Annotated in this window: 20 protein-coding genes; 16 read left to right on the forward strand and 4 right to left on the reverse strand. The window is 62.3% G+C overall.

The features are described 5' to 3' along the window. Positions 1–16 precede the first annotated feature (16 nt). Positions 17–1372 carry a 5-aminolevulinate synthase gene (gene hemA, locus LPJGGPFB_RS18540; RefSeq protein WP_173421416.1) on the reverse strand — a complete coding sequence of 452 codons (1356 nt, stop codon included), beginning with the start codon at positions 1370–1372 and terminating at the stop codon, positions 17–19. Positions 1373–1799: 427 nt separating this feature from the next. Further along, positions 1800–2588: a DeoR/GlpR family DNA-binding transcription regulator gene (locus LPJGGPFB_RS18545; protein ID WP_173421417.1), complete on the reverse strand. Its 789-nt coding sequence runs from the start codon at positions 2586–2588 to the stop codon at positions 1800–1802. 257 nt (positions 2589–2845) lie between these two features. Between LPJGGPFB_RS18545 and LPJGGPFB_RS18550 the strand changes: the two genes are divergently transcribed. From LPJGGPFB_RS18550 to LPJGGPFB_RS18580, 7 genes are all read left to right on the forward strand, one after another. After that, a complete protein-coding gene (locus tag LPJGGPFB_RS18550) occupies positions 2846–3664 on the forward strand; it encodes an inositol monophosphatase family protein (RefSeq protein WP_173421418.1) in 819 nt (272 codons plus the stop codon). A 26-nt stretch (positions 3665–3690) separates the two neighbouring features. Further along, positions 3691–4752 (forward strand): ABC transporter ATP-binding protein, encoded by a 1062-nt coding sequence (locus LPJGGPFB_RS18555; protein WP_173421419.1) that lies wholly within the window; start codon positions 3691–3693, stop codon positions 4750–4752. Further along, the gene (locus LPJGGPFB_RS18560; RefSeq protein ID WP_173421420.1) at positions 4749–6389 is read left to right on the forward strand and encodes an ABC transporter permease; all 1641 of its coding nucleotides are present in this window, start codon (positions 4749–4751) and stop codon (positions 6387–6389) included. Before LPJGGPFB_RS18555 ends, LPJGGPFB_RS18560 begins: the two co-directional genes overlap by 4 nt. Positions 6390–6454: 65 nt before the next feature. After that, positions 6455–7435: an extracellular solute-binding protein gene (locus LPJGGPFB_RS18565; protein ID WP_173421421.1), complete on the forward strand. Its 981-nt coding sequence runs from the start codon at positions 6455–6457 to the stop codon at positions 7433–7435. A gap of 251 nt (positions 7436–7686) precedes the next feature. Beyond that, entirely contained in the window at positions 7687–8193 is a 507-nt protein-coding gene (gene msrA, locus LPJGGPFB_RS18570) for a peptide-methionine (S)-S-oxide reductase MsrA (RefSeq protein WP_173421422.1), read from the forward strand. Positions 8194–8454: 261 nt separating this feature from the next. Continuing rightward, positions 8455–9687 (forward strand): putative DNA modification/repair radical SAM protein, encoded by a 1233-nt coding sequence (locus LPJGGPFB_RS18575; protein WP_173421423.1) that lies wholly within the window; start codon positions 8455–8457, stop codon positions 9685–9687. Continuing rightward, the gene (locus tag LPJGGPFB_RS18580) at positions 9687–11153 is read left to right on the forward strand and encodes a UdgX family uracil-DNA binding protein (RefSeq protein ID WP_173421424.1); all 1467 of its coding nucleotides are present in this window, start codon (positions 9687–9689) and stop codon (positions 11151–11153) included. Before LPJGGPFB_RS18575 ends, LPJGGPFB_RS18580 begins: the two co-directional genes overlap by 1 nt. An 85-nt stretch (positions 11154–11238) precedes the next feature. Here LPJGGPFB_RS18580 and LPJGGPFB_RS18585 read toward each other — a convergent pair whose 3' ends face one another. Then, entirely contained in the window at positions 11239–12207 is a 969-nt protein-coding gene (locus LPJGGPFB_RS18585) for a LysR family transcriptional regulator (RefSeq protein ID WP_173422227.1), read from the reverse strand. 163 nt (positions 12208–12370) lie between these two features. On the opposite strand from LPJGGPFB_RS18585, the gene LPJGGPFB_RS18590 reads away from it, so the two are divergent. The 9 genes from LPJGGPFB_RS18590 (at position 12371) to pcaD (ending at position 21003) form a co-directional block, all read left to right on the forward strand. After that, a complete protein-coding gene (locus LPJGGPFB_RS18590; protein WP_173421425.1) occupies positions 12371–13561 on the forward strand; it encodes a muconate/chloromuconate family cycloisomerase in 1191 nt (396 codons plus the stop codon). Positions 13562–13563: 2 nt separating this feature from the next. Beyond that, positions 13564–13854 carry a muconolactone Delta-isomerase gene (gene catC, locus LPJGGPFB_RS18595; RefSeq protein WP_173421426.1) on the forward strand — a complete coding sequence of 97 codons (291 nt, stop codon included), beginning with the start codon at positions 13564–13566 and terminating at the stop codon, positions 13852–13854. 74 nt (positions 13855–13928) lie between these two features. Continuing rightward, a complete protein-coding gene (gene catA / locus LPJGGPFB_RS18600) occupies positions 13929–14867 on the forward strand; it encodes a catechol 1,2-dioxygenase (protein WP_173421427.1) in 939 nt (312 codons plus the stop codon). A 109-nt stretch (positions 14868–14976) separates the two neighbouring features. Beyond that, on the forward strand, positions 14977–16335 hold the full coding sequence (locus LPJGGPFB_RS18605) for a Rieske 2Fe-2S domain-containing protein (protein ID WP_173421428.1): 1359 nt from the start codon (positions 14977–14979) through the stop codon (positions 16333–16335). Beyond that, on the forward strand, positions 16332–16820 hold the full coding sequence (benB, locus tag LPJGGPFB_RS18610; protein ID WP_173421429.1) for a benzoate 1,2-dioxygenase small subunit: 489 nt from the start codon (positions 16332–16334) through the stop codon (positions 16818–16820). The genes LPJGGPFB_RS18605 and benB overlap by 4 nt, the downstream gene beginning before the upstream one ends. A gap of 42 nt (positions 16821–16862) precedes the next feature. Further along, positions 16863–17885, forward strand: a complete 1023-nt coding sequence (gene benC / locus LPJGGPFB_RS18615; RefSeq protein WP_173421430.1) for a benzoate 1,2-dioxygenase electron transfer component BenC — start codon at positions 16863–16865, stop codon at positions 17883–17885. After that, the gene (gene benD, locus LPJGGPFB_RS18620) at positions 17882–18670 is read left to right on the forward strand and encodes a benzoate diol dehydrogenase BenD (RefSeq protein WP_173421431.1); all 789 of its coding nucleotides are present in this window, start codon (positions 17882–17884) and stop codon (positions 18668–18670) included. Before benC ends, benD begins: the two co-directional genes overlap by 4 nt. A 44-nt stretch (positions 18671–18714) precedes the next feature. After that, positions 18715–20046 (forward strand): MFS transporter, encoded by a 1332-nt coding sequence (locus LPJGGPFB_RS18625; RefSeq protein WP_173421432.1) that lies wholly within the window; start codon positions 18715–18717, stop codon positions 20044–20046. A gap of 138 nt (positions 20047–20184) precedes the next feature. Beyond that, the gene (pcaD, locus tag LPJGGPFB_RS18630) at positions 20185–21003 is read left to right on the forward strand and encodes a 3-oxoadipate enol-lactonase (RefSeq protein WP_173421433.1); all 819 of its coding nucleotides are present in this window, start codon (positions 20185–20187) and stop codon (positions 21001–21003) included. 372 nt (positions 21004–21375) lie between these two features. Here pcaD and LPJGGPFB_RS18635 read toward each other — a convergent pair whose 3' ends face one another. Then, on the reverse strand, positions 21376–22299 hold the full coding sequence (locus tag LPJGGPFB_RS18635) for an AraC family transcriptional regulator (protein ID WP_173421434.1): 924 nt from the start codon (positions 22297–22299) through the stop codon (positions 21376–21378). Positions 22300–22394 lie beyond the last annotated feature (95 nt).

Consider the following 22394-nt stretch of genomic DNA (forward strand, 5'->3'; position numbering starts at 1 on the left):
ACGACACCTCTTGCCCCTATGAGTGCATCTCGTGGACGGGAACGTCGTCGGCCGCCGTCGCGGGCAGCAGCGCCATCACTTTTCGACAGCCCTCGCATTGCGCGGGGTCGGGCAGAGGCAGCCTGTTTGCCATGCGCCAGCGCGGCATCGTCGGTCCGATCGGCCGGGTGCGGGCGAGGTGATGCTGCGACCAGACCGCATCGAGCGCGTCGACGAGATAGTCGATGTCTTCGTAACTGTGCAGCGGCGACGGGGTGATCCTCAGCCTCTCGGTGCCGCGCGGCACGGTCGGGTAATTGATCGGCTGAATGTAGATATCGAAGCCATCGAGCAGCCGATCGGAAACGGCCCGACACTTCGCCGCGTCGCCAACGACGACCGGAACGATATGGCTCGGATTGTGCATATGCGGGATACCGGCGGCGTCGAGCTTGTCGCGCAGCATGCGCACCCTGTCCTGCTGTGCCCTGCGCTCGCTCTGGCTGGTCTTCAGATGCCGGACGGAGGCTAGGGCACCGGCTGCCAGCATCGGCGGCAGCGCGGTCGTGAAGATGAAGCCGGAGGCGAAGGAGCGCACGAAATCGACGATCGGCCCCGTCGAGGCAATATAACCTCCGACCACTCCGAACGCCTTTCCAAGCGTACCCTGGACGATGGTCAGGCGATCCATGACGCCGTCGCGTTCGGCGACGCCGGCGCCACGGCGACCATAGAGACCGACCGCATGCACTTCATCCAGGTAGGTCATGGCATTGTAGCGGTCGGCAACGTCGCAAAGTTCCTTGATCGGGGCGATGTCACCATCCATCGAATAGACGGATTCGAACGCGACAAGCTTGGGCCGATCGGGCTCCACCTGTTCTAGGCAGCGGGCGAGATCTTCCGGGCTGTTGTGTTTGAAAATCCGGTAGTCCGCGCGCGAGTGGCGGATGCCCTCGATCATCGAGGCGTGATTGCCCGCATCCGACAGAACGACGCATCCCGGCAACTTGGCCGCAAGCGTCGACAGCGCCGCCCAGTTGGAGACATAGCCTGATGTGAACAGCAATGCTGCTTCCTTGCGGTGTAGATCGGCCAGTTCGCGCTCAAGCAACACATGCGCGTGGTTCGTGCCTGCGATGTTGCGCGTTCCGCCGGCACCGGCGCCGGACAGGTCCAGCGACTGGTGCATGGCGCTTCGGACTTTCTCGTGCTGGCCCATCCCGAGGTAGTCGTTCGAACACCAGACCATGACCTCGCGAACACGATCTCCCTCGTGGAGTCTGGCATGCGGAAAAGCGCCGGCCATGCGTTCGATATCGGCAAAGACGCGATATCGCCCTTCCTGGCGCAGTCCCTCCAGGGCGTTGGTAAAAAAGACACCGTAGTCCATTGCCCCCTCCTCAGTGCGGTTGGCTCGATCCGTCCGGAATGGTCGATTTCGAACCCTCGTATAGTAGGGCTTTTTAGGAAGGCGTGACACAGACTTAGGTTCAGCGAGGTTTTCGACGTAGGTACCGGCCCCGCAAGACCAAAGTCCGATGTGAGATCTTGCCGTTGACATTTCGCACGACAGAAAGGCCTGCGAGGAGCGCGACCACCGTGCCGGTGGTGGCCACGGCTAGGATGACGACCTTGCCGCAATCGATGAATGAGCGTGCGTCGAGCCGCACGCCGTAGCGCTTTACATCGGCTGCGAGCACGGAATCGCGCCCGAGACGGGGTGAGATATGAATTCCTCCCGATAAGCGACAAGGCTTCGTGCGAACGTCTTTCGGTCCTGCAATCGGCGTGATTGGTTCAGCGCTATCAGAAGCGGCCTACTCGCCCGCGACGACAAGCCCTTCGACAGCGGCCGCTAGCGCATCGAAGCCGGGCTTCTGGCGGGCTTTCGCATCGGTGATGAGATGGGCCATCTCTCCGGTCTCGCAGAAGACCGAACGGCTGACGACACCGACCTTGGAATGGTCGGCGAGAATGATCGTCCGGCCGGAGTTGCGCACCATGGCACGGGCGATCTCGGCGCCATGGAGAAAATAGTTCATCGCGCCCATCGTGGCGTCGACACCCCAGGGAGCAAGGAGCGCAATGTCCGCGCGGTAGCGCTGGATGTCGTTGATGGTTGCCTCGCCGAAGGTCTCCATCGGATCCTGCTTGACGTTTCCGGCGAGCAGAATGACGCGCGTGCCGCGCGAAAGCTCGCCGGCCCGTTCCGTCAGTTGGCTGGCAACGTCGATGGAATTGGTGAGGATGGTGAGGTTGCTGAGGCCGCTCGGGCCGGCGAGCGCCTCGGCCATCGTCGAACTGGTCGAGCCCGCATCCATGAAGATGGTCTGGCCGCTTTCGAGGTACCCGAGGGCGGCCGCGCAGATCGCACGCTTCTCTTGCAGACGCAGCGTGATGCGCACGCCGAAGGTCGTGTCCTCCCGCGTTACCGGAACAGCGCCGCCGCGCACCCGACGCAACTCCCCTGCCATCTCCATTTCCATGAGGTCGCGGCGGATCGTTTCGCGCGACACGCCGAAATCATCGACGATGCGGTCGATCGATACCTGGCCATAGGCCGCAAGCAGCGAACGGATTTTCTGTTGACGCTCTTCTTGCCACATCGCGAAGCCTCCCTTGCAGCTTCTTGATATGCGACGCCTCGCATTGCCACAAGCGCCATATCGCTCGCCGCATAAAAACACATATTGCCACGAAAAACGCATATTGCCACATTCGACAATTGCCTGTACGTAGATCGCACAGGTCGGACTTACCCGATCAGCATCTTCAATCAGTCGGAGCCAAGGCCGGCGCCCAACCTGCATGCATTGCGGGAACGATGGCGGCTGCCGGCAAACGGGAAAGCGTAAAACAGAGAATGACCAGCGCCGCCCTCATCGAAGACAAACATGTGGCATTCGCCGTGGAGCTGGCGGATATCGCTCGGGCCGTGCTCAGAGAAAACCGCCTGGCGCGGGTCGACGTCTCGGTCAAGGCGGACCGCAGCCTTGTGACGGCCATGGACATCCTCATCGAGGACCGGCTGCGCGGCATGATTTCCGCGCAGTATCCCTCCCACGGCATCATCGGCGAGGAGCGCGACTGGGTCCGCCCCGGCAGCGAACATGTCTGGGTGCTCGATCCGATTGACGGTACGACGGCCTTCATCGCCGGTATGCCCGTCTACGGTACGCTGATCGCGCTTGCCGTCGGCGGCGTGCCGCGCCTCGGCATCATCGACATTCCGGCAATCGACTCGCGATGGATCGGCGCTGAAGGCCGGCGCACGACGCGCAATGGCCAGAAGGTCAGCGTGCGTTCCTGCGCCTCGCTTGCCGAGGCGATCATGACCAACAGCAACCAGGATTATCTGGCACAGAACGAACGCCCCGCGCTCGACCGGCTGCGCGCGGCCACCAGCGCGCGGGTCTATGGCGGGGCGAGCCTCAACTATGGCCTTCTTGCCGATGGGCGCACCGATCTGGCGCTTGATGGCGGCCAGAAGGTTTTTGATTTCGCGCCCTTCCGGCCCATCGTCGAAGGTGCCGGCGGTATCGTCACGGACTGGGCCGGCGCGCCGCTGACGCTGGAAAGCTCCGGCCAGCTGCTGGGGGCGGGCGACGCCAGGGTGCACGCCCAGGCGCTCGATCTCGTCAAGGACATGAAATCCGGCTCTGCCGTTTCGGTCAACGCATAAGCCTGAAGACAAAGAAGAGGGAACTCATGGGCATAGCGATCTCCAACCTGTCGGTGCGATACGGCGCCGAGACCGTCATTTCCGGCCTGTCGCTGGATATTCCGCAAGGCTGCTTCTTCACGCTGCTCGGCCCCTCCGGCTGCGGCAAGACCACACTGTTGCGCACCATTGCAGGTTTTGCGCCGGCAAGCGGCGGCCAGATCCGTTTCGGCGGACGCGACGTCACCGAACTGCCGCCGCACAAGCGCGCGATCGGCATGGTGTTCCAGGACTACGCGCTCTTTCCGGACAAGACGGTGGCCGACAACGTCGCCTACGGCCTGCGTGCGCGCGGCGAAAAGGGCGAGGGTGTCGAGCGCAAGGTGAAGGCCGCACTTGAGCGGGTCGGCCTCGGCCATCTGCTTTCCCGCCATCCGGCAGCCCTTTCCGGCGGCCAGCGTCAGCGCGTGGCGCTTGCCCGCGCGCTGGTGATCAAACCGACGGTCCTGCTGATGGACGAACCGCTCTCCAATCTCGATGCGAAACTCCGCGTCCAGATCCGCGAGACGATCATCGAATTGCAGCGCGAGGCGAATATCACCACGGTCTTCGTGACGCACGACCAGGAAGAAGCGCTGTCCATGTCCGATCTGATCGGTGTGATGAACAAGGGCAAGGTCGAGCAGCTGGGCACGCCGCAGCAGATCTATGCGACGCCCCGCACCGGCTACGTCGCCGATTTCGTTGGTGCAGCGAACCGAACAGACGTTGCCGTGCGCTCGACCTCTCCGGGTCTCGTCGAGTTTGAAGTCGCCGGCAACCGCCTGCTGGCGACGGACGCACTGGAGGGCCCAGCCGAGCACGGTCTCCTCGTTCTTCGACCGGAGGACCTGAAGATTTCTTCAGCGCCGGTTGCCGGCCTGCAATCGTTGCCGGCAACCATCCGTGGCCGGCAATATCTCGGCGCCCGTACCAGCTACAGCGTCGAATGCGCAGGCGGCCTCGTCCTCAATGCGGAACTGCACGGTGCAGGGCACGACGCCTTCCTGCCGGGTGCCTCTGTCCACCTCGGCTTCGATCCCGCCGCGGCACGGGTGATCCGGTCATGAACCCGTCTCTTCTGCGCTCCCCCTGGCCCTGGTTTTCCGCGCTGGCGCTAGCTCTTCTCGGCGTCTTCGTCGTCTATCCGCTGCTTTACATCTTCACCGCGAGCTTCTTCGGAGACGGCGGCTCGGGCTGGGTCCAGCTCATGCATGATGGGCGCAGCCTGGCGGCCATCGGCAATACGCTGGTGCTCGCCTGCGTCGTCACGCTGTGTTCGACGCTGATCGGCGTGCCGCTTGCCTATGTCTCGGCGCGCTTCCGTTTCCGCGGCAAGCTGCTGATCACGCTGCTGCCGCTCATCACGCTGGTCATTCCGGAAGTCGTGACGGCGCAGACCTGGCTGATGATCCTGGGCAACAACGGCCTCATCACCCGCTTCCTGAAGGGCCACGGGATCTTCCTCCCGAGTTTCTACGGCTGGTTCGGCCTCATCACGTCGATGAGCTTTATCTACTACACCTATGTCTATATCGGCACCGTGGCAGCCATCGGCAAATTCGATGCACAGCTGGAGGAGGCCGCCCAAAGCCTTGGTACGGCACCGGTGCGCTCGCGCTTCCATGTCATGTTGCCGGTCATTCGCCCGGCGATCCTTGCCTCGGCACTGCTCGTCTTCACCATGGTCGTCGGTAATTTCGCGATCTCGACCATCCTTGGCCACAACGTGCCGCTGCTTTCGGTCGCGATCTATCAGGCGGCCGTGGCGGAGGGCGCGAGCAACCTCACCATGCAGAGCACGCTTGCCAGCACCTCCGTGCTGATCGTCATGGGTCTGCTCTTCGTCAATCGCCGTATCATCGCCAGGGGCCGCTACGAGATCGTGCAGGGCAGGGGCGCCAAGCCCCAGCCGCTGAAGGGCGGTCAAGGCGTGCTCGTCAGCGCTGCTGCGGGCGTCGTCGTCGCCATCTCGCTCCTGCCGCTCGTCACCATTGCCGTGGGCGCCTTCACGGTTTCGCGGGGGCCGGTCATGCGCTGGGGGGAATGGACACTCGACAACATGGCCCGCGTCTTCATCACGGCGCCCGGCCCGCTGGTCAATTCGATCCTCTTTGCCGGCATCGCCACGCTCATTTCGGTCGCCTTCAGCACGCTCGTCAGCTACCTCGTCGTCAAGAAGCCCAATCTGGTAACGCCGCTGATCGACTATGTCGCAGCCATTCCACTGGCGCTCTCGGGCACCGTTCTCGGCGTCGGGTTGCTCGCCTCCTTCAACGGCGGCTTCCTCTCGCTGACCGGGACCTCGACGATCATCGTGCTCGCCTATGTCATCCGCCGCATGCCCTTCGGCATGCGCAACGGCCAGGCGATCCTGCACAACATCCCGAACTCCATCGAAGAGGCGTCCATCAGCCTCGGCTCGCCGCCGTTCAGGACGTTCCTGCGCGTGGTGCTGCCGATGATGCTGCCTGCCGTCGCCTCGGCCGCGATCCTGACCTGGACGACCACCGTCTCCGAACTCTCGGCTTCGCTGCTTGTCTATTCCGGCGGCCGCGAAACCCTGCCGATCCAGATCTTCCGGCTGATCGACTCGGGCTTGATGGCCTATGCCTCGGCCTATGGCCTGGTGCTGGTTGCCGTGATCCTGCTGCCGGTCGTGATCGCCACGACCGTGTTCAAAGTGGACCTGTTCGGCTCGAAGTGAAAATCAACGACCATCCGGCCGCGTGAGGGACGCGGCCGATCTCAGACCAACCAGGAGGAACTGCCATGATGAAACTTGCCGCAACGACCATGCTTCTCGCCGGCTTTGCCGCAGCAGGCGCCGCCGCTGCCGATCCCGTGATCTACACCACCAACCCGGTCCCGGCCGTCGAGGCCGTGCAGGCCGTCATCAAGGAGAAGGCCGGGCTGACGACCGGCATCATTACCGGTGGCAGCGGTGTGTTGCTGCGCCGCATCGAGGCGGAGAAGGCCACCCCCCAGGGCGACGTCTTCTGGTCGTCCTCGGCCAACACGATGGGCGCTTTCAAGGATGTACTCGAACCCTACACCTCGCCGGAACTGGCCGCGATGCCTGCGGACCTGCGTGTTCCCGAAGATTATTTCCAGCCCGCCAACGTCCATGTCGTCACCGTGATGGTCAATACCGACCAGCTGAACGGTTCCGCGGCGCCGGGCGACTGGAAGGACCTGGCCGATCCGTCCTGGAAGGGTCGTATCGTCCTGCCCGATCCGGCCAACAGCTCGACCGGCTACACGATCGTCTGGGGCCTGTCGAAGCTGCTCGATGAAGCGACCTACAAGGCGCTGGTTGCCAATCTCGTCGTCAGCAGTTCGTCGTCGGCCGTGCCGAAGGGCGTGGCTATGGGCGAATATACCGTCGGCATCACCTTCGAGACGAACAGCTACAGCTATGTCGACGGCGGCCAGACGGAGATCAGCATCGTCTACCCCTCCTCCGGCACCTTCACGACGCCGGAATTCGCTGCGCTCGTCAAAGGCGCACCGGCTGGTGACAATGCCAAGAAGACAATTGATACGCTGCTTTCCAAGGAAGCGCAGATCGAGTTGCTGAAGGTCGCCTTTCGCCGTCCGAGCCGCACGGACATCCAGGTTTCCGACTTCGTGAAGCTGCCGGAACTCGCCTCGATCAAGGTCTTCAAGATCGACGAGGAAGAGGCCGCCCGCAGCCGCGACACATTCCTCGCGGAATGGGCCGCTCTGCCGAAGGCCGGTTCGAGCAAGTAACGATCCAGCCGTGCAAGGAAGCCGCCTCGGGCTCACGCCTCAACGCGGCTTCCTTGCCGCGTGGGTGGTGTGCGGGCAACTCTCCCGCCCGCACGCCACCATCCCTTGACCTTCCTTGCGCCGGGTCTGACGTCTCTGCCTGTGTCGGGCTGCGTTCTTGGATCAACTCCGCGGCACTGCGGTTCATTCCGCTCGGCGAAATGAACGCCAAGCGCTATGGTGCCGATCTCAAGCAAGTGGAGACATAACAAATGACCGAGAAAGCTGTTTTGGCTGGTGGCTGCTTCTGGGGCATGCAGGATCTGATCCGCGCGCTGCCCGGTGTCATCGAGACCCGCGTGGGCTATACCGGCGGCGATGTGGCCAATGCCACCTATCGCAACCATGGTACACACGCCGAAGCCATCGAGATCGTTTTCAATCCCGAGATGATCAGCTACCGCCGGATTCTGGAGTACTTCTTCCAGATTCACGATCCGACCACGCTCGACCGGCAGGGCAACGATGTCGGCACCTCCTACCGATCGGCGATTTACGTTCTTGGGGATGAGCAGCGGCGAATAGCCGAAGATACCATTGCGGATGTGGATGCGTCGGGCCTTTGGCCAGGAAAAACCGTGACGGCGGTCGAGCCGGCCAGCGCTTTCTGGGAAGCGGAACCGGAACACCAGGACTACCTGAAGCGCTATCCCAACGGCTACACCTGCCATTTTCCGCGGGCGAATTGGGTGCTGCCCAAGCGGGAGGCGGCCGCCTAGGCTGCAGCCTGACCATTTGCGGTAGAGATCATTGTGGCGCCCCGGCTCGAAGCTGGAGCGCCTTTGCCGTTTCTGAGCGATGCCCAGGGTGGCCGACCTGGGACACGCGGGTCCAACCGCCTCGCTCAACGGTGTCATCGGCATCACCCGGCCCGTTGCCGGCACGGTCTTCCACAGTCAGCAAATCGCACGCCGGGCACGAACTGGCATGAAGCACGTCGATGTTGACGCAAGCACGAATGGAACATATAGTGAACAAATATGAAGAAATCACTCAAAGAACGGCTCGCAATCCTCTCGGATGCGGCAAAGTACGACGCCTCGTGCGCTTCGAGTGGAACCGTCAAGCGAAGCTCGGCGGATACCGGCGGGTTGGGGTCGACGGAAGGCTCCGGCATTTGTCATGCCTATGCTCCCGATGGCAGATGCATTTCGCTCCTCAAGATACTGCTGACGAATTTCTGCATCTATGACTGCGCCTATTGCATCAATCGCTCGTCAAGCAATGTCGAGCGTGCGAGGTTCACGGCGGAAGAAGTCGTCTGGCTGACGATGGAATTCTACCGGCGCAATTATATCGAAGGGCTGTTTCTCTCGTCCGGTATCATTCGGTCATCGGATTACACGATGGAAGAGATGGTCCGCATCGCCCGGGCTTTGCGCGTTGACCACAATTTCTCCGGATACATTCATCTGAAATCCATCCCCGAGGCATCGCCGCTGCTGGTCGAGCAAGCCGGCATCTATGCCGACCGGCTTTCCATCAACATCGAACTTCCGACAGACGCGGGTCTTGCGGCCTACGCGCCGGAAAAGCGGCCGGCTCACATCCGCAGATCGATGGGGGAGTTGCGGCTGAAGATCGATGAGGCCAATGACGCGACACTGCAGACCAAGCGAAGGAAGCGCTTCGTGCCGGCGGGTCAAAGCACCCAGATGATCGTCGGAGCCGACCAGGCGAATGACCGCGTGGTCCTCGCCACGAGCGCCAGGCTCTACGGCAGTTATGGACTGCGCCGGGTGTACTATTCGGCCTTCAGTCCCATTCCCGATGCATCCCGCAAGCTGCCGCTGATCAAGCCGCCGATGATGCGCGAGCATAGGCTTTATCAGGCGGACTGGCTCTATCGCTTCTATGGGTTCGACATCGATGAAATCACCGCCAACCAGCCGGATGGCATGCTTGATCTCAAGCTTGACCCCAAGCTTTCCTGGGCGCTGGTCAATCGGCATTTTTTCCCGCTCGACGTCAATTCCGCGTCGAGAGAAGCGCTTTTGCGCGTTCCCGGCCTTGGCACGAAGGCCGTCAGGGCCATTCTTTCGGCACGTCGTTTGCGTCGTCTGAGGTTGGAGGATCTTGCCCGGCTGCACATTTCGGTCAAGAAGGTGCGGTCATTCCTGTCGACGGAGGGCTGGACGCCGCACAAGTTGATCGACCGATCGGATTTACGCTCGATGTTCGAGCCCAAGCCCGAACAGCTGGATCTGTTTTGATGCGGGTCGTTGCCCTGGAAGGACGAGGGGAGCTCGGCGAATGGCGCGATGCGGCGCGCAGGCTGCTGCTTGCGGGCGTGCCGCCGGAGGCGGTTGAATGGCGTCAAGAGGCCGATGCAAGCGCCGATCTGTTTGATCGGGAGCGAGGTGATCCGGAGAAGCAAGTGCCGTTGGAGCATGCCTCACCGGCGTTGACGGTGCCCAGGCTGTTCCTCGACCTTGCGGCCACCGCCATCTGTCATGCCGATCCGGTTCGGTTCGGCGTTCTCTACCGGGTTCTCCATCGACTGCAACGGGATCGCGACCTGTTGGGTAACGCGACGGATGGCGACGTCGCGGCGCTGCACGGATTGGCCAAATCGGTCCGGCGCGACAGCCACAAGATGACCGCCTTTGTTCGTTTCAAGGAGGTCGGTGCGTGCGAAGACGCCGGCCGCCGCCGGTTCGTCGCATGGTTCGAGCCGGATCACTACATCGTCGCTCGGGTCGCACCGTTCTTTCACAGGCGGTTCTTCGACATGGATTGGATGATCGCAACCCCGCGCGGCATCGCCGCCTGGAACGGCAAGCTGCTGGAGGTGTCCTCAACCCCGGGCCAAAAGACCGCGTTGTCGGACGACACCGAAGAACTCTGGCGCACCTATTTTTCCAGCATCTTCAATCCCGCCCGACTGAAGGTGAAGGCGATGCAGGCGGAAATGCCGAAGAAGTACTGGAAAAACCTTCCGGAGGCCTCGCTTATTCCCGGGATGATCGCAGGTGCTGAGGCGAGCGTCGTTGCCATGGGCGAGCGAATGGCACGAGACCCGCCGGCCTTTCACGCGCGAATTGAGGCCGCAGCAAAAGTGCGGGAAGAAGGGCCGCCGGTGCCCTGGACATTGGAGGAACTTCGTGCCGAGGCGTCCCGCTGCACTCGGTGCCCACTCCATTGCAGCGCCACGCAGACGGTGTTCGGAGAAGGGCCGGCCGGTGCACCGATCATGATCGTCGGCGAACAGCCCGGAGACCTGGAGGATCTCGCCGGACGACCGTTTGTCGGACCGGCCGGCAAGCTTTTTGACGCGGTGGCGCACGAAGCCGGGCTCGATCGTCGTTCCCTTTATGTCACCAATGCCGTCAAGCATTTCAAATACGAGATGCGCGGCAAGCGGCGGCTGCACCAAAGGCCCGATGCCGGCGAGGTGGAACATTGCAGGTGGTGGCTCGACCTCGAACTGGCACTGGTCAAACCGAGGCTGGTCGTGGCGATGGGGGCGACAGCACTGTTCGCGCTCACCGGAGAGCGCCCGAAGATTGCCGATGTCAGGGGAACGATACGGCGCTCTGAACATGGTCCGGCCGTGTTCGTCACAGTTCATCCATCCTTCCTGCTGCGCATTCCGGATGCCGCCCGCCGAGAGGTCGAGATGGTCCATTTCAAGCGAGACCTGGCCGCGGTCGCTGCGTTTGGTGCGCCCGGGTCATAAAAGCGATCGGATGATCGCGAGGCCACTGGTCGGCCGAGATAGCCGCTTGACGTGCGCGGTTGCCAGGCGGGGCATTGCGCGCCTGTCAAAACCTCTCTAGGTGCGCCGTTGGGCTGCCGGTCGAGCCACGGGTGGGAAGAAGGTTGTATTCCGGATCCAGCCATGGCGGGTTTTCCGCGTACATTTCCTCGATCAGCCGTTTGACGAGTTCGATGTACCGGGAATTGTCGCCGACGCGATGGCTGAGGATGACCGGCGAGGTTGCTCCCTCTCCCTCAAGCAGACGGTAATGCACGTCAGACCGCATCTGCCGTGCGGAGGAGGGGATGATGCAGACGCCGGCTTCAGCGGCCACCAGCCCGAGGGCCGTCTGGATCTCCCGCACTTCCTGAACTTCGGCCGGGCGTGCGTCATGGCTTTGCAAGAGGTTGAGCACATGGTCGGCATAGCCGGGACGAGGCTCCTTGGGGTAGACGATAACCTTCTGACCGGCAAGGGCGGCGACCGCAAGCGGCGAGGCATCCTCGGCAAGCGGCGTATCTTTGGGTATGGCGACGACTAGGCGTTCTTCGCGCAACACTGTGCCGACCACGTTCGGATCGCTATGGCGCAGGCGACCAAACCCCATGTCGATACGACCCTCCTTGAGGGCGGGGATCTGCTGGACGGAGACCATTTCCAACAGCTGGATATCCACTTCCGGGGCGTGCTGGCGCAGCTTTCGCACGAGCGAGGGCAGCCCGCCATACAAGGTCGAGGCAACGAAGCCGATGGACACGACGCTGTTCTGGTTCAAGCCGACGCGGCGGGTTGCCGCCTGCATCTGTTCGACCCTGCCGAGCACCTGCAGCGCCTGCTCATAGAACAGGCGCCCTGCCTCGGTCAGCCGGACCGGGCGGCTCTTGCGGATGATGAGGGGGACGCCAAGGTCCTCCTCGAGCAACTGGATCTGCCGGCTCAGGGGCGGTTGGGCGATGTGCAGCATCTGGGCCGCGCGGGTAAAATTTCGCTCACGCGCGACGGCTACGAAATAGCGAAGCTGGCGGAGATCCATCATTTGCTTGCACCCCTTAGACCGATTTCGCTGGTGTCGACGATATGCTGCACCGCGGGAAGTGCCGATAGGGTGACATTTTTTCGCCTATGATACCAGAAAGGTATCGTAGCAGACGCAATTGATGTTGGACGGGACTTCGTGCCCGGCGCAAAGTCGCCCCATGAACACGACCTTGACATCCGTTGGCCCGACTGCAGCAGCGTTCCCTCTGGTGGAGCGCATCGAGACCCTGCTCGTCGATCTGCCGACCATCCGGCCGCACAAGCTCTCGGTGGCGACCATGAACGGCCAGACCCTGATGCTGGTCAAAGTCCATTGCAGCGACGGCATCGTCGGCATCGGCGAGGGCACCACGATTGCGGGCCTGGCCTATGGCGGCGAAAGCCCGGAAAGCATGAAGCTTGCGGTCGATACCTATTTTCGCCCCGTCATGGTCGGTCAGGACGCAACCGCGGTTCGGGCGCTGATGGCGCGCATCGGCAAGATGGTCAAGGAGAACCGCTTCGCCAAATGTGCGGTTGAAACCGCACTGCTCGACGCGCATGGCAAGCGGCTCGGCCTGCCCGTCAGCGAGCTGCTGGGTGGGCGTTTGCGAAGCCGCCTGCCGGTCGCCTGGACGCTGGCATCCGGTGATACGAAGACCGATATCGCCGAGGCCGAGAAGATGCTCGACCTGCGCCGTCACAGGATCTTCAAGCTCAAGATCGGAGCACGACCGCTGCGCCAGGACATCGCCCATGTTGCGGCGATCAAGCGGGCGCTCGGCGAACGCGCCTCGGTGCGGGTCGACGTGAACATGGCCTGGAGCGAGACGGATGCTGCCTATGGCATGGCCGCGCTGGCCGACGCCGGTTGCGATCTGGTCGAACAGCCGGTCGCCTCGGCGGCGGCGCTCGCACGGCTTGTGCGTCGCTTTCCCGTCGCGCTGATGGCCGATGAATCGCTGCACGGCGCCGAAAGCGCCTTCGAACTGGCGAAAGTCAGTGGTGCAGACGTCTTTGCCGTCAAGATCGAGCAAAGCGGCGGGCTCTTCAATGCTCAACGGGTCGCTGTTATCGCCGATGCGGCCGGCATCGGTCTTTACGGCGGCACGATGCTTGAAGGCGCCGTTGGCACGGTGGCGTCGGCGCAGGTGTTTTCCACCTTTGCCAACCTTCAATGGGGCACTGAGCTGTTCGGGCCGCTGCTGCTGACGGAAGAGATCCTGGCGACACCGCTTAACTACAGCGAGTTTGAGCTGACGGTTCCCTCAGGACCCGGGCTCGGAATCGAGCTTGACGAAGAGCGTCTGGCCTTCTTCACGCGCGATGGACTGCGCAAGTCGATCAGCATTGCCGGGCAGGGAGGCTGAACATGCTCTTTCATGTGCGCATGGACGTGAACATTCCAGACGATCTGCCGCAGGCCGAGGCGGCCGAGATCATCGTCCGGGAAAAGGCCTATTCGCAGGAGCTGCAGAAGAGCGGCAAGTGGCGACATATCTGGCGCATTGTCGGCCAGTACGCGAACTACAGCGTCTTCGACGTGAAGGACAATGCGGAGCTGCACGAGATACTTTCCGGCCTTCCGCTGTTTAAGTTCATGGAGATCGAGGTGACGCCGCTGGTGCGGCATCCCTCGTCGGTTCGCGAGGACGATAGCTAGACAATCATCGGCGCTGCGCCCGGGAGGACGCGAAAGGCGCGAACTTATTGAGCAATCCAAGAGGAGGATGAAAAATGAACGTGCAGATCTTCGACAGGCCGGAGACACAGGACTTTCTCAAGGTTCTGAGCGGCCTCGACAACAACGGCGGCAGTCCGCGTGTCAAGCAGATCGTCCACCGGATCATGTCTGACCTGTTCAAGGCCATCGACGATCTCGACATCACCCCCGATGAATACTGGACCGGCATCGCCTGGATCAACGAGATCGGCGCCACCAGCCAGGCCGGGCTGATCTCGCCCGGTCTTGGCCTCGACCATTTCCTCGATGAGCGCCTCGATGCGATCGATGCGGCTCTCGGCATTGAAAACCCGACGCCGCGCACCATCGAAGGCCCGCTTTACGTGGCCGGCGCGCCGGTGTCGCACGGATTTGCCCGCCTCGACGATGGCACGGACGAAAACGGCCACACCCTGATCATGCACGGCACCGTCTTCGGCGCCAATGGCAAGCCGCTGCCGGGGGCCACCGTCGAAGTCTGGCACTGCGACACCCGCGGTTTCTATTCCCACTTCGACCCGACGGGAAAGCAGGCGCCGTTCAACATGCGCCGCACGATCGTTGCGGATGAAAACGGCTGTTACAAGTTCCAGAGCATCGTGCCGCATGGCTATGGGGTACCGCCCGGCAGCCCGACCGAACGGCTGTTGTCGGCGCTTGGCCGCCATGGCCAGCGTCCGGCCCATATCCACCTGTTCATCAGCGCCGGCGATCACCGCAAGCTGACGACGCAGATCAACATCGAAGGCGATCCCCTGGTCGATGACGATTTCGCCTATGCCACAAGGGATGGACTGGTTCCGGCCGTCACCGAACGGACCGACGAGGCCAGCATCAAGGCCAATGGCCTGGCCGGGCCCTTCGCGGAGATCAAGTTCGACATCTACCTGACGGCGCTGGTCGACGGCATCGACAACCAGGTCAACGAACAGCGCAAGCGCGCGGCCGCCTGAGCGGCAAAACCGGCGGCCCGGATGGGCCGCCATCCCCGACAATCATCGTCATAAACGACTGTGTTGCAAAGGCTGCGCCCTCAAGTGCGCGCTTTGCGGGAGATAGATCATGTCTGCGATCATCGACAAGGCCCGGGACCTCAATCATCTGCTCGCGACCGCCGTGCAGGACGACAAGGAGGCCGGCATATTCCGTTGCCGCCGCGATATCTTCACCAACGAAGACCTGTTCGAGCTGGAGATGAAACACATCTTCGAAAGCAACTGGGTCTATCTGGCCCATGAGAGCCAGATCCCCGACAACAACGACTACTACACGACCTATATCGGCCGTCAGCCGGTGGTCGTCACGCGCGACAAGCACGGCGAACTGCATGCGGTCATCAATGCCTGTGCGCATCGCGGCGCGATGTTGTGCCGCCGCAAGCACGGCAACAAGGGCAGCTTCACCTGTCCCTTCCACGGCTGGACCTTTTCCAACAGCGGCAAGCTCTTGAAGGTCAAGGACGAAAAGTCGACGCAGTATCCGCCGCAGTTTGCCAAGGATGGCTCGCATGACCTGAGACGTGTCGCTCGGTTCGAGAGTTATCGCGGCTTCCTGTTCGGCAGTCTCAAGGAAGACGTTCCAGCCCTGGAGGACTATCTGGGCGAGACGAAAGTCATCATCGACCAGATCGTAGACCAGGCTCCTGATGGACTGGAAGTGCTGCGGGGCAATTCGTCCTACATCTATGACGGCAACTGGAAACTGCAGATGGAGAACGGTTGCGACGGCTACCACGTCAGCTCCGTGCACTGGAACTACGCCGCCACCATGGGCCGGCGCAACGAGGAAGGCACGAAGGCGGTCGACGCCAACAGCTGGAGCCGCTCGGTCGCCGGCGTCTACGGGTTCGACAACGGCCATATCCTGCTGTGGACCAATACAATGAACCCGGAGGTCCGCCCCGTCTACAACCGGCGGGACGAGATCGTGGCACGGGTCGGCGAGGACAAGGCGGATTTCATCGTCAACCAGACCCGCAATCTCTGCCTCTATCCGAATGTCTTCCTGATGGATCAGTTCAGCACGCAGATCCGCGTGACGCGGCCGATCAGTGTCGACAAGACGGAGATCAGCATTTTCTGCTTCGCGCCGAAAGGTGAGAGCGCCGCCGACCGCGCGTTGCGCATCCGCCAGTACGAGGATTTCTTCAATGTCTCCGGCATGGGCACGTCCGACGACCTCGAAGAATTCCGCGCCTGCCAACAGGGTTACGCCGGAACGACAGCGCTTTGGAACGACCTGTCGCGCGGTGCGCCCCTGTGGATCGACGGCCCGGACGAAAACGCCAGGCGCATGGGCATCGAGCCGTTGTTGTCAGGCGAGCGCAGCGAGGACGAGGGGCTTTTCGTCCGCCAGCACGAATACTGGGCCAAGGTGATGCGCGATGCGCTTGTCGCCGAAAAGAGCGGAGTGGTCGCATGAGCACTTCCTACGACGCCATCTGCGCCTTCCTCTACCGTGAAGCTCGCCTGCTCGACGATCGCCAATGGGACGAGTGGCTGACCTGCTATGCGCCTGACGTCACCTACTGGATGCCGGCCTGGGACGACGACGATCAACTGACCGAGGATCCGCACTCGGAGATCTCGCTGATCTATTATCCGAGCCGCGACGGATTGGAGGACCGGGTGTTCCGCATCAAGACCGAGCGCTCCGGCGCGTCGACACCCGAACCGCGCACCAGCCACAACGTGACGAATGTCGAGGTGCTGGAGGATCGGGGCGGTGCGGTCGACGTGCGCTACAACTTCCAGACCTTGAACCATCGCTACAAGGTTACCGACCTGTTCTTCGGAACCATGTTCGTCACGCTGCAAAGGCAAGGCGACAGGCTGCTGATCGCCAGCAAGAAGATCGTGCTGAAGAACGATTACATCCGCCAGGTCGTCGACGTCTATCACCTTTGACGCACGTTGCCGGTCGGAACAGGGACTGAAGAGGAGGGTTCCATGAGCTGCTACAGGATCGCATTGAACTTCGAAGACGGGGTCACCCGTTTCATCGAATGCAAGGACGGCGAGAAAGTGCTCGACGCCGCCTTTCGCAACAAGATCAACCTGCCGATGGACTGTTCCGACGGCGTGTGCGGCACCTGCAAGTGCCGGGCCGAGAGCGGCAGCTACGACCTCGGTGACGACTTCATCGATGATGCGTTGACATCAGACGAGGCGGAGAGCGGCCTCGTGCTGACCTGCCAGATGAAGCCGACATCGGATTGCGTGGTCGCAGTTCCAACGACATCGGCCGCTTGCAAGACCGGACAGCAGAGCTTCTCCGCGACGGTTGCGCGCGTGAGCCCCCACAATGACGCAGCGATCGTGCTCGAGCTCGATATCGACACAGCGCCGGCTTTCCTGCCTGGGCAATATGCCAACATCGACGTGCCCGGCAGTGGCCAGAACCGTTCCTACTCGTTCAGCACGGCACCTGGCGAGGCGCGCATCGGCTTTCTCATCAAGAAGATTCACGGCGGGCTGATGAGCAACTGGCTGGAGCGTGCCGAGGTCGGAACTACGCTGCAATTGACCGGGCCGCTCGGCAGCTTCTATCTCCGTGAGGTTCAGAGGCCACTCCTGTTTCTGGCCGGCGGTACCGGGCTTGCGCCGTTCCTGTCGATGCTGGAGGTGCTCGCCCGCGAAAACTCGCAGCAAAACATCCATCTGATCTATGGCGTCACGCGCGATCTCGATCTGGTCCTCGTCGACGAGATTGAGGCCTATGCCAAACGGCTTGCCAACTTCACCTTTGTGACCGTCGTGGCCGAGGAAGCCTCCAGTCATCCGCGCAAGGGCTGGGTCACGCAGCATATGCCCGCGGATGTCCTCAACGACGGTGACGTTGACGTCTATCTCTGCGGTCCGCCTCCAATGGTAGATGCCGTCCGGAGGCACTTCGACGAGAACCATGTGACGCCGAACAGCTTCCACTACGAGAAGTTTACGCCGAATGCGATCGCGAAGGTGGCCGCATGAGTGCGCCGCTCTTTAAAGGTCGGTTTTCCGGCAAGGTGCTGGTGGTAACCGGTGCGGCGCAGGGTATCGGTCGGGCGGTGGCGATCCGCGCGGCAGAAGAGGGTGGACGGGTTCTGTTCGTCGACCGCGCCGACTTCGTCGCCGATGCTGCGGCCGAGGCCCGGGATGCTGAAACCGCGGCCTTCAACGCCGACCTTGAAGCCTATGAGGGTGCGGCGGCCGCCATGCATTTCGCAGCGGAGACCTTCGGTGGCATTGATGTCGTGATCAACACGGTCGGTGGGGCGATCCGCATGCGGCCCTACGGCGAATTCGAGCCACAGCAGATCGATGCGGAGATCCGCCGCTCGCTGATGCCGACGCTCTACTGCTGCCACGCCGCGCTGCCGCATCTGTTCGCTCGCGGCGGCGGCACCATCGTCAACGTCTCGTCGAATGCGACGCGGGGCATCCATCGCGTGCCCTATTCGGCGGCAAAAGGTGGCGTCAACGCCCTGACGCAGTCGCTCGCCATGGAAGTCGCTGATCGCAATATCCGTGTTGTCGCCACGGCGCCCGGGGGGACCGAAGCACCGCCGCGCCTCATTCCACGCAATGCCGAAGGCGATACGGACGCCGAAAAAGCTTGGATGGGCGAGGTCGTGCAGCAGGTGAAACAATCCACCTTCATGAAGCGCTACGGGACAACCGACGAACAGGTGGCGCCGATCCTGTTCCTGGCTTCGGACGAGGCTTCCTACATCACCGGAAGCGTGCTGCCGGTTGCCGGGGGCGACCTCGGCTGACGACGTGAGACATGAATGCGTAACAGACTCGGGGAGGAGTGATCATGCGCACCATCGATGTGAATGAAGCGATAGACAACAATCCGTTCGGGAGATTTCAGTGGCTGGTGGTCGCGCTCTGCGCTCTGCTGCTGATCGTTGACGGCTACGACGTCTTCGTCGCCGGCACCGTGCTGCCGACGCTGATTGCCGAGTGGGGCCTGAGCAAGCCGCAGGCTGGGGCGCTCCAGGCCTGGGCCTTGTTCGGCATGATGTTCGGCGCGCTCTTCTTCGGGCCTCTGGCTGACAGGATCGGCCGCAAGAAAGGCATCGCGATCAGCTTCCTGCTGTTCACCGTGTCGACGCTGCTCGCCGGCTTTGCGAATTCGCCTGAGCAGTTCAAGATTTTTCGGTTCTTTGCCGGTCTCGGTTGCGGCGGGCTGATGCCGAATGCGGTGGCGCTGATGAACGAATATGCGCCCAAGCGTCTTCGTGGCACCATGGTCGCCATCATGTTCTCGGGCTATTCGGTCGGCGGCATGGTCGCGGCCGGTCTCGGCATCGGCATCATTCCACAATTCGGTTGGAAGCCGATGTTCTTCGTGGCGGCGCTGCCATTGCTGCTCCTGCCGATCATCCTGTGGAAGCTGCCGGAATCGCTCGGTTTCCTCATCCGCCAGGGCAAACAGGAGAAGGCGAAACAGATCTACGCGAAGCTCGCGCCTGCACTAGCCCTTGGCGCCAGTGATCGGCTGGTGTTTTCCGAAGCCAAGGGCGCGTCCGCATCAATCGCGGAACTGTTTCGTCACCAGCGTGCGTTGCGCACGCTCATGCTGTGGACCGCCTTTTTCTGCTGCCTGCTGCTCGTCTATCTGCTTTCGTCCTGGTTGCCGAAGGTGCTGCAGGAAGCCGGCTATGCCGAGAAGGCAAGCCTGCTCAGCCTCTTCTCGCTCAATTTCGGCGGCATGGCCGGCGCGATCGTCGGCGGCCGGCTGGGCGACCGCTTCGGTCTGCCAAAGGTGGTGGTCGGCTTCTTCGTTGCGGCCACCGCATCCATCGCGCTGATCGGCCTCAACCCGTCGGCAGGGATCCTGTTCCTGATGGTCTTCGTCGCAGGCGCCACCACGATCGGCACGCAGATCCTGCTCTATGCGAGCGTGGCGCAGCTCTACAATCTCTCTGTCCGTTCCACCGGGCTTGGCTGGGCGTCGGGCGTCGGTCGGATCGGCGCGATCGTCGGCCCGACGCTCGGCGGCGTGCTTCTTGCCAAGGAATTTCCGCTTCAACAGAACTTCCTGATCTTCTCGATCCCGGCGGCGGTCGCCGCGCTTGCCATGCTCGTATTTGCAGTCAGCAACGCCCGCAGCTCCGCAGTCGCCCGGCTTGCGACCGCCTGAGGCTATCCGGCTGATGTAGCAAGGCCGACCGCTCGCACTGGACTGCCCCGCCGCCCATTCTGGCCCGCCCGAATGGGCGGCGGACGCTCGACCATCCGGACACACATCCCTAGCCGCAACAACCGGAGCAATTGCGCTGTGACCTATCTTGAGCTTGCCAATCACCGTCTGCATTACCGCATCGATGGATACGCGAGCGACGACAAGCCCTGGCTCGTGTTCTGCAACTCGCTCGGCACCGACATGCATATGTGGGACGCTCAGGTGGACGTCCTGTCGGCGCAGTACCGCATCTTGCGCTACGATCGCAGGGGGCACGGCCGATCGTCCGCACCGTCTCCGCCCTATTCTCTCGACGACCTCGGTGGAGATGTCCTGGCGCTGCTGGATGCGCTGGACATCGCGCGAACGCATTTCTGCGGCCTATCGATCGGCGGTCTCACGGGACAGTGGTTGGGTATTCATGCCGGCAAGCGTCTTGGCAAACTCGTCCTATGTGCGACCGCTGCGAAGATCGGCACTGCGGAAGGCTGGTTGGAGCGTATCGAGGCTGTGCAAGCCGGAGGGCTGGAGGCGCTGGTGCCCGCGACGGCAGAGCGTTGGTTCACACCGAAATTCCGCGCTTCCGAAGCGCGATCTGTTACCGAGGTGCTCGACAGTTTCGCCGCCACATCGCCCGCTGGATATGTGGGGTGTTGCGCAGCACTGGCAAAGGCGGACCTGCAAAATGCGCTTGCGCAGATAGAAACGCCCGTGCTTGCCATCTCCGGCGAGCAGGATCCGGTTTGCCCGCCGGCGGGTCTCGAAGATATCGCAGCCGCAGTTCAGCGCGGTCGCCACGTGTCGTTGCCGGGACGGCATATCGTCAACATCGAGTCCGCCTCCTCGTTCAACGCCGTGCTTCTGGAATTCCTCGGGAGCGAGGCCACAACACGCCCTTGCGAACCCGGCAGTTGACGCCGGGCCAGCATTATCGGTGCCGAAAACCCGCCAAGGGCTGCAGCTGGCGCCAAATGGTATTGCCGCAGGCACTGACCTGCGGAAAAAGGGCAAAAAAAAGGGGCCGTCGGAAAACCGCGGCCCTTAAGTGTGAAGGTCAATAAACCTCCAGAGGGGAACAGCTGCTGCGGCGGAACTGGGAGGAGACCGCCATGTGCATCAGCTGCAGGCGTTATGCTCGTTTTTTGATCAGTTGGAAAACATTTTTTGTGCAATGCAGCTATGCGTGCGCTGCACTGCGCCCGTATGCCTGACTACGGCCTTGCCGGCCGGTGCCTGTCTACACGTCGCATTTGGCGATGCCGACCTTGATGAATGCAGCGCCGCCATTCAGGTCCGCTTTGCCGAGTTCAGTGCGTCCCGGCTTTTGGCGGCGACGCTCGAATACATCCCGGTTGTGCGAAACTCGGTAGGGTTCGCCCCGAAATGGCGTCGGAAGACTTTGGCGAAATAGTTCGGATCCTCGAAGCCGGACATGTTCGATACCTCCTTGACGGACAGATGCGCAGCCTTCGTCAAAAGTTTCGCCCCCCGTTGCAACCTTTTACGCAGCACGAACTCCGCCGGCGGCATGCCCTCGCTGGCGGCAAAGACGCGCGAGAAATGTGCACGGCTGAGCCCCGCGACTTCGGCCAGTTTCTCGACGGGCAGGGGATGCTCAAGGTTCGCCATGATATGCTGGATGACCTGTTGCATCGTCCGGTACTCCTGGCTGAAGACCGGATGGGCGCCGAAGACGTCGTCGTAGAGGGCCATCGCCGCCTCATAGGCGATGGCCGACGCACTGCCCGACGCCTCGCCCCCACCTGAAATCAGCCGCAGGCTGCAGTCTGCCAGATGCTCGATCGTCTCGGGCTTCAGGTTCAGGACCGGTCCGGTCGTCGAAAGTATGGCCTTGTGGATGCGCAACGCCTCCTCGCCGTTCATCGAGATCCAGAAGAACTCCCACCGGCCGCCCTGTTCGAGCCAGTAGCGGTGATTGTGCGGGACCATGAGGAGTAACGTTTCGCCCGCGCGCACACGGTGGTTGCGTGTCTCGTAGCGCAGGTTTCCGGCGCCTGAGAGCGTGTGCTGCAGCACGGTGAACGGCGTCTGGCCCCGCTTGCGACCGTCCCAGTCGTAGCTTGCATCGGTGCGAATCTCATAGCCCGTGCTGGTCGGCATCGTGTGCAGGCTATGACGTCCGCGCGGCAGCGAGACCGTCTTCATCGCCGGGCCGTTCTCGATCAATCTTTTCAGCACAGAATTACCCATGAAAGCACAATACCTCTCTGGTGGCATCACGCATTATACGCATAATGCCTCTCAACAACGCAAGATGGCTGATTTTGAGCGATATGGACGGAACG

Origin of the sequence: Ensifer adhaerens, assembly GCF_013283195.1 — a bacterium.
Taxonomy (GTDB): Bacteria; Pseudomonadota; Alphaproteobacteria; order Rhizobiales; family Rhizobiaceae; genus Ensifer; species Ensifer adhaerens_G.

Excerpts from the sequence above, each read along its gene's own strand:
- LPJGGPFB_RS18575 (WP_173421423.1), top strand. The coding sequence starts at position 8,455 with ATGAAGAAATCACTCAAAGAACGGCTCGCAATCCTCTCGGATGCGGCA.
- LPJGGPFB_RS18585 (WP_173422227.1), bottom strand. The coding sequence starts at position 12,207 with ATGGATCTCCGCCAGCTTCGCTATTTCGTAGCCGTCGCGCGTGAGCGA.
- LPJGGPFB_RS18590 (WP_173421425.1), top strand. The coding sequence starts at position 12,371 with ATGAACACGACCTTGACATCCGTTGGCCCGACTGCAGCAGCGTTCCCT.
- LPJGGPFB_RS18560 (WP_173421420.1), top strand. The coding sequence starts at position 4,749 with ATGAACCCGTCTCTTCTGCGCTCCCCCTGGCCCTGGTTTTCCGCGCTG.
- catA (WP_173421427.1), top strand. The coding sequence starts at position 13,929 with ATGAACGTGCAGATCTTCGACAGGCCGGAGACACAGGACTTTCTCAAG.
- hemA (WP_173421416.1), bottom strand. The coding sequence starts at position 1,372 with ATGGACTACGGTGTCTTTTTTACCAACGCCCTGGAGGGACTGCGCCAG.
- LPJGGPFB_RS18625 (WP_173421432.1), top strand. The coding sequence starts at position 18,715 with ATGCGCACCATCGATGTGAATGAAGCGATAGACAACAATCCGTTCGGG.
- LPJGGPFB_RS18555 (WP_173421419.1), top strand. The coding sequence starts at position 3,691 with ATGGGCATAGCGATCTCCAACCTGTCGGTGCGATACGGCGCCGAGACC.
- benC (WP_173421430.1), top strand. The coding sequence starts at position 16,863 with ATGAGCTGCTACAGGATCGCATTGAACTTCGAAGACGGGGTCACCCGT.
- LPJGGPFB_RS18635 (WP_173421434.1), bottom strand. The coding sequence starts at position 22,299 with ATGGGTAATTCTGTGCTGAAAAGATTGATCGAGAACGGCCCGGCGATG.
- benD (WP_173421431.1), top strand. The coding sequence starts at position 17,882 with ATGAGTGCGCCGCTCTTTAAAGGTCGGTTTTCCGGCAAGGTGCTGGTG.
- LPJGGPFB_RS18580 (WP_173421424.1), top strand. The coding sequence starts at position 9,687 with ATGCGGGTCGTTGCCCTGGAAGGACGAGGGGAGCTCGGCGAATGGCGC.
- LPJGGPFB_RS18550 (WP_173421418.1), top strand. The coding sequence starts at position 2,846 with ATGACCAGCGCCGCCCTCATCGAAGACAAACATGTGGCATTCGCCGTG.
- LPJGGPFB_RS18545 (WP_173421417.1), bottom strand. The coding sequence starts at position 2,588 with ATGTGGCAAGAAGAGCGTCAACAGAAAATCCGTTCGCTGCTTGCGGCC.
- msrA (WP_173421422.1), top strand. The coding sequence starts at position 7,687 with ATGACCGAGAAAGCTGTTTTGGCTGGTGGCTGCTTCTGGGGCATGCAG.
- LPJGGPFB_RS18605 (WP_173421428.1), top strand. The coding sequence starts at position 14,977 with ATGTCTGCGATCATCGACAAGGCCCGGGACCTCAATCATCTGCTCGCG.
- benB (WP_173421429.1), top strand. The coding sequence starts at position 16,332 with ATGAGCACTTCCTACGACGCCATCTGCGCCTTCCTCTACCGTGAAGCT.
- catC (WP_173421426.1), top strand. The coding sequence starts at position 13,564 with ATGCTCTTTCATGTGCGCATGGACGTGAACATTCCAGACGATCTGCCG.
- LPJGGPFB_RS18565 (WP_173421421.1), top strand. The coding sequence starts at position 6,455 with ATGATGAAACTTGCCGCAACGACCATGCTTCTCGCCGGCTTTGCCGCA.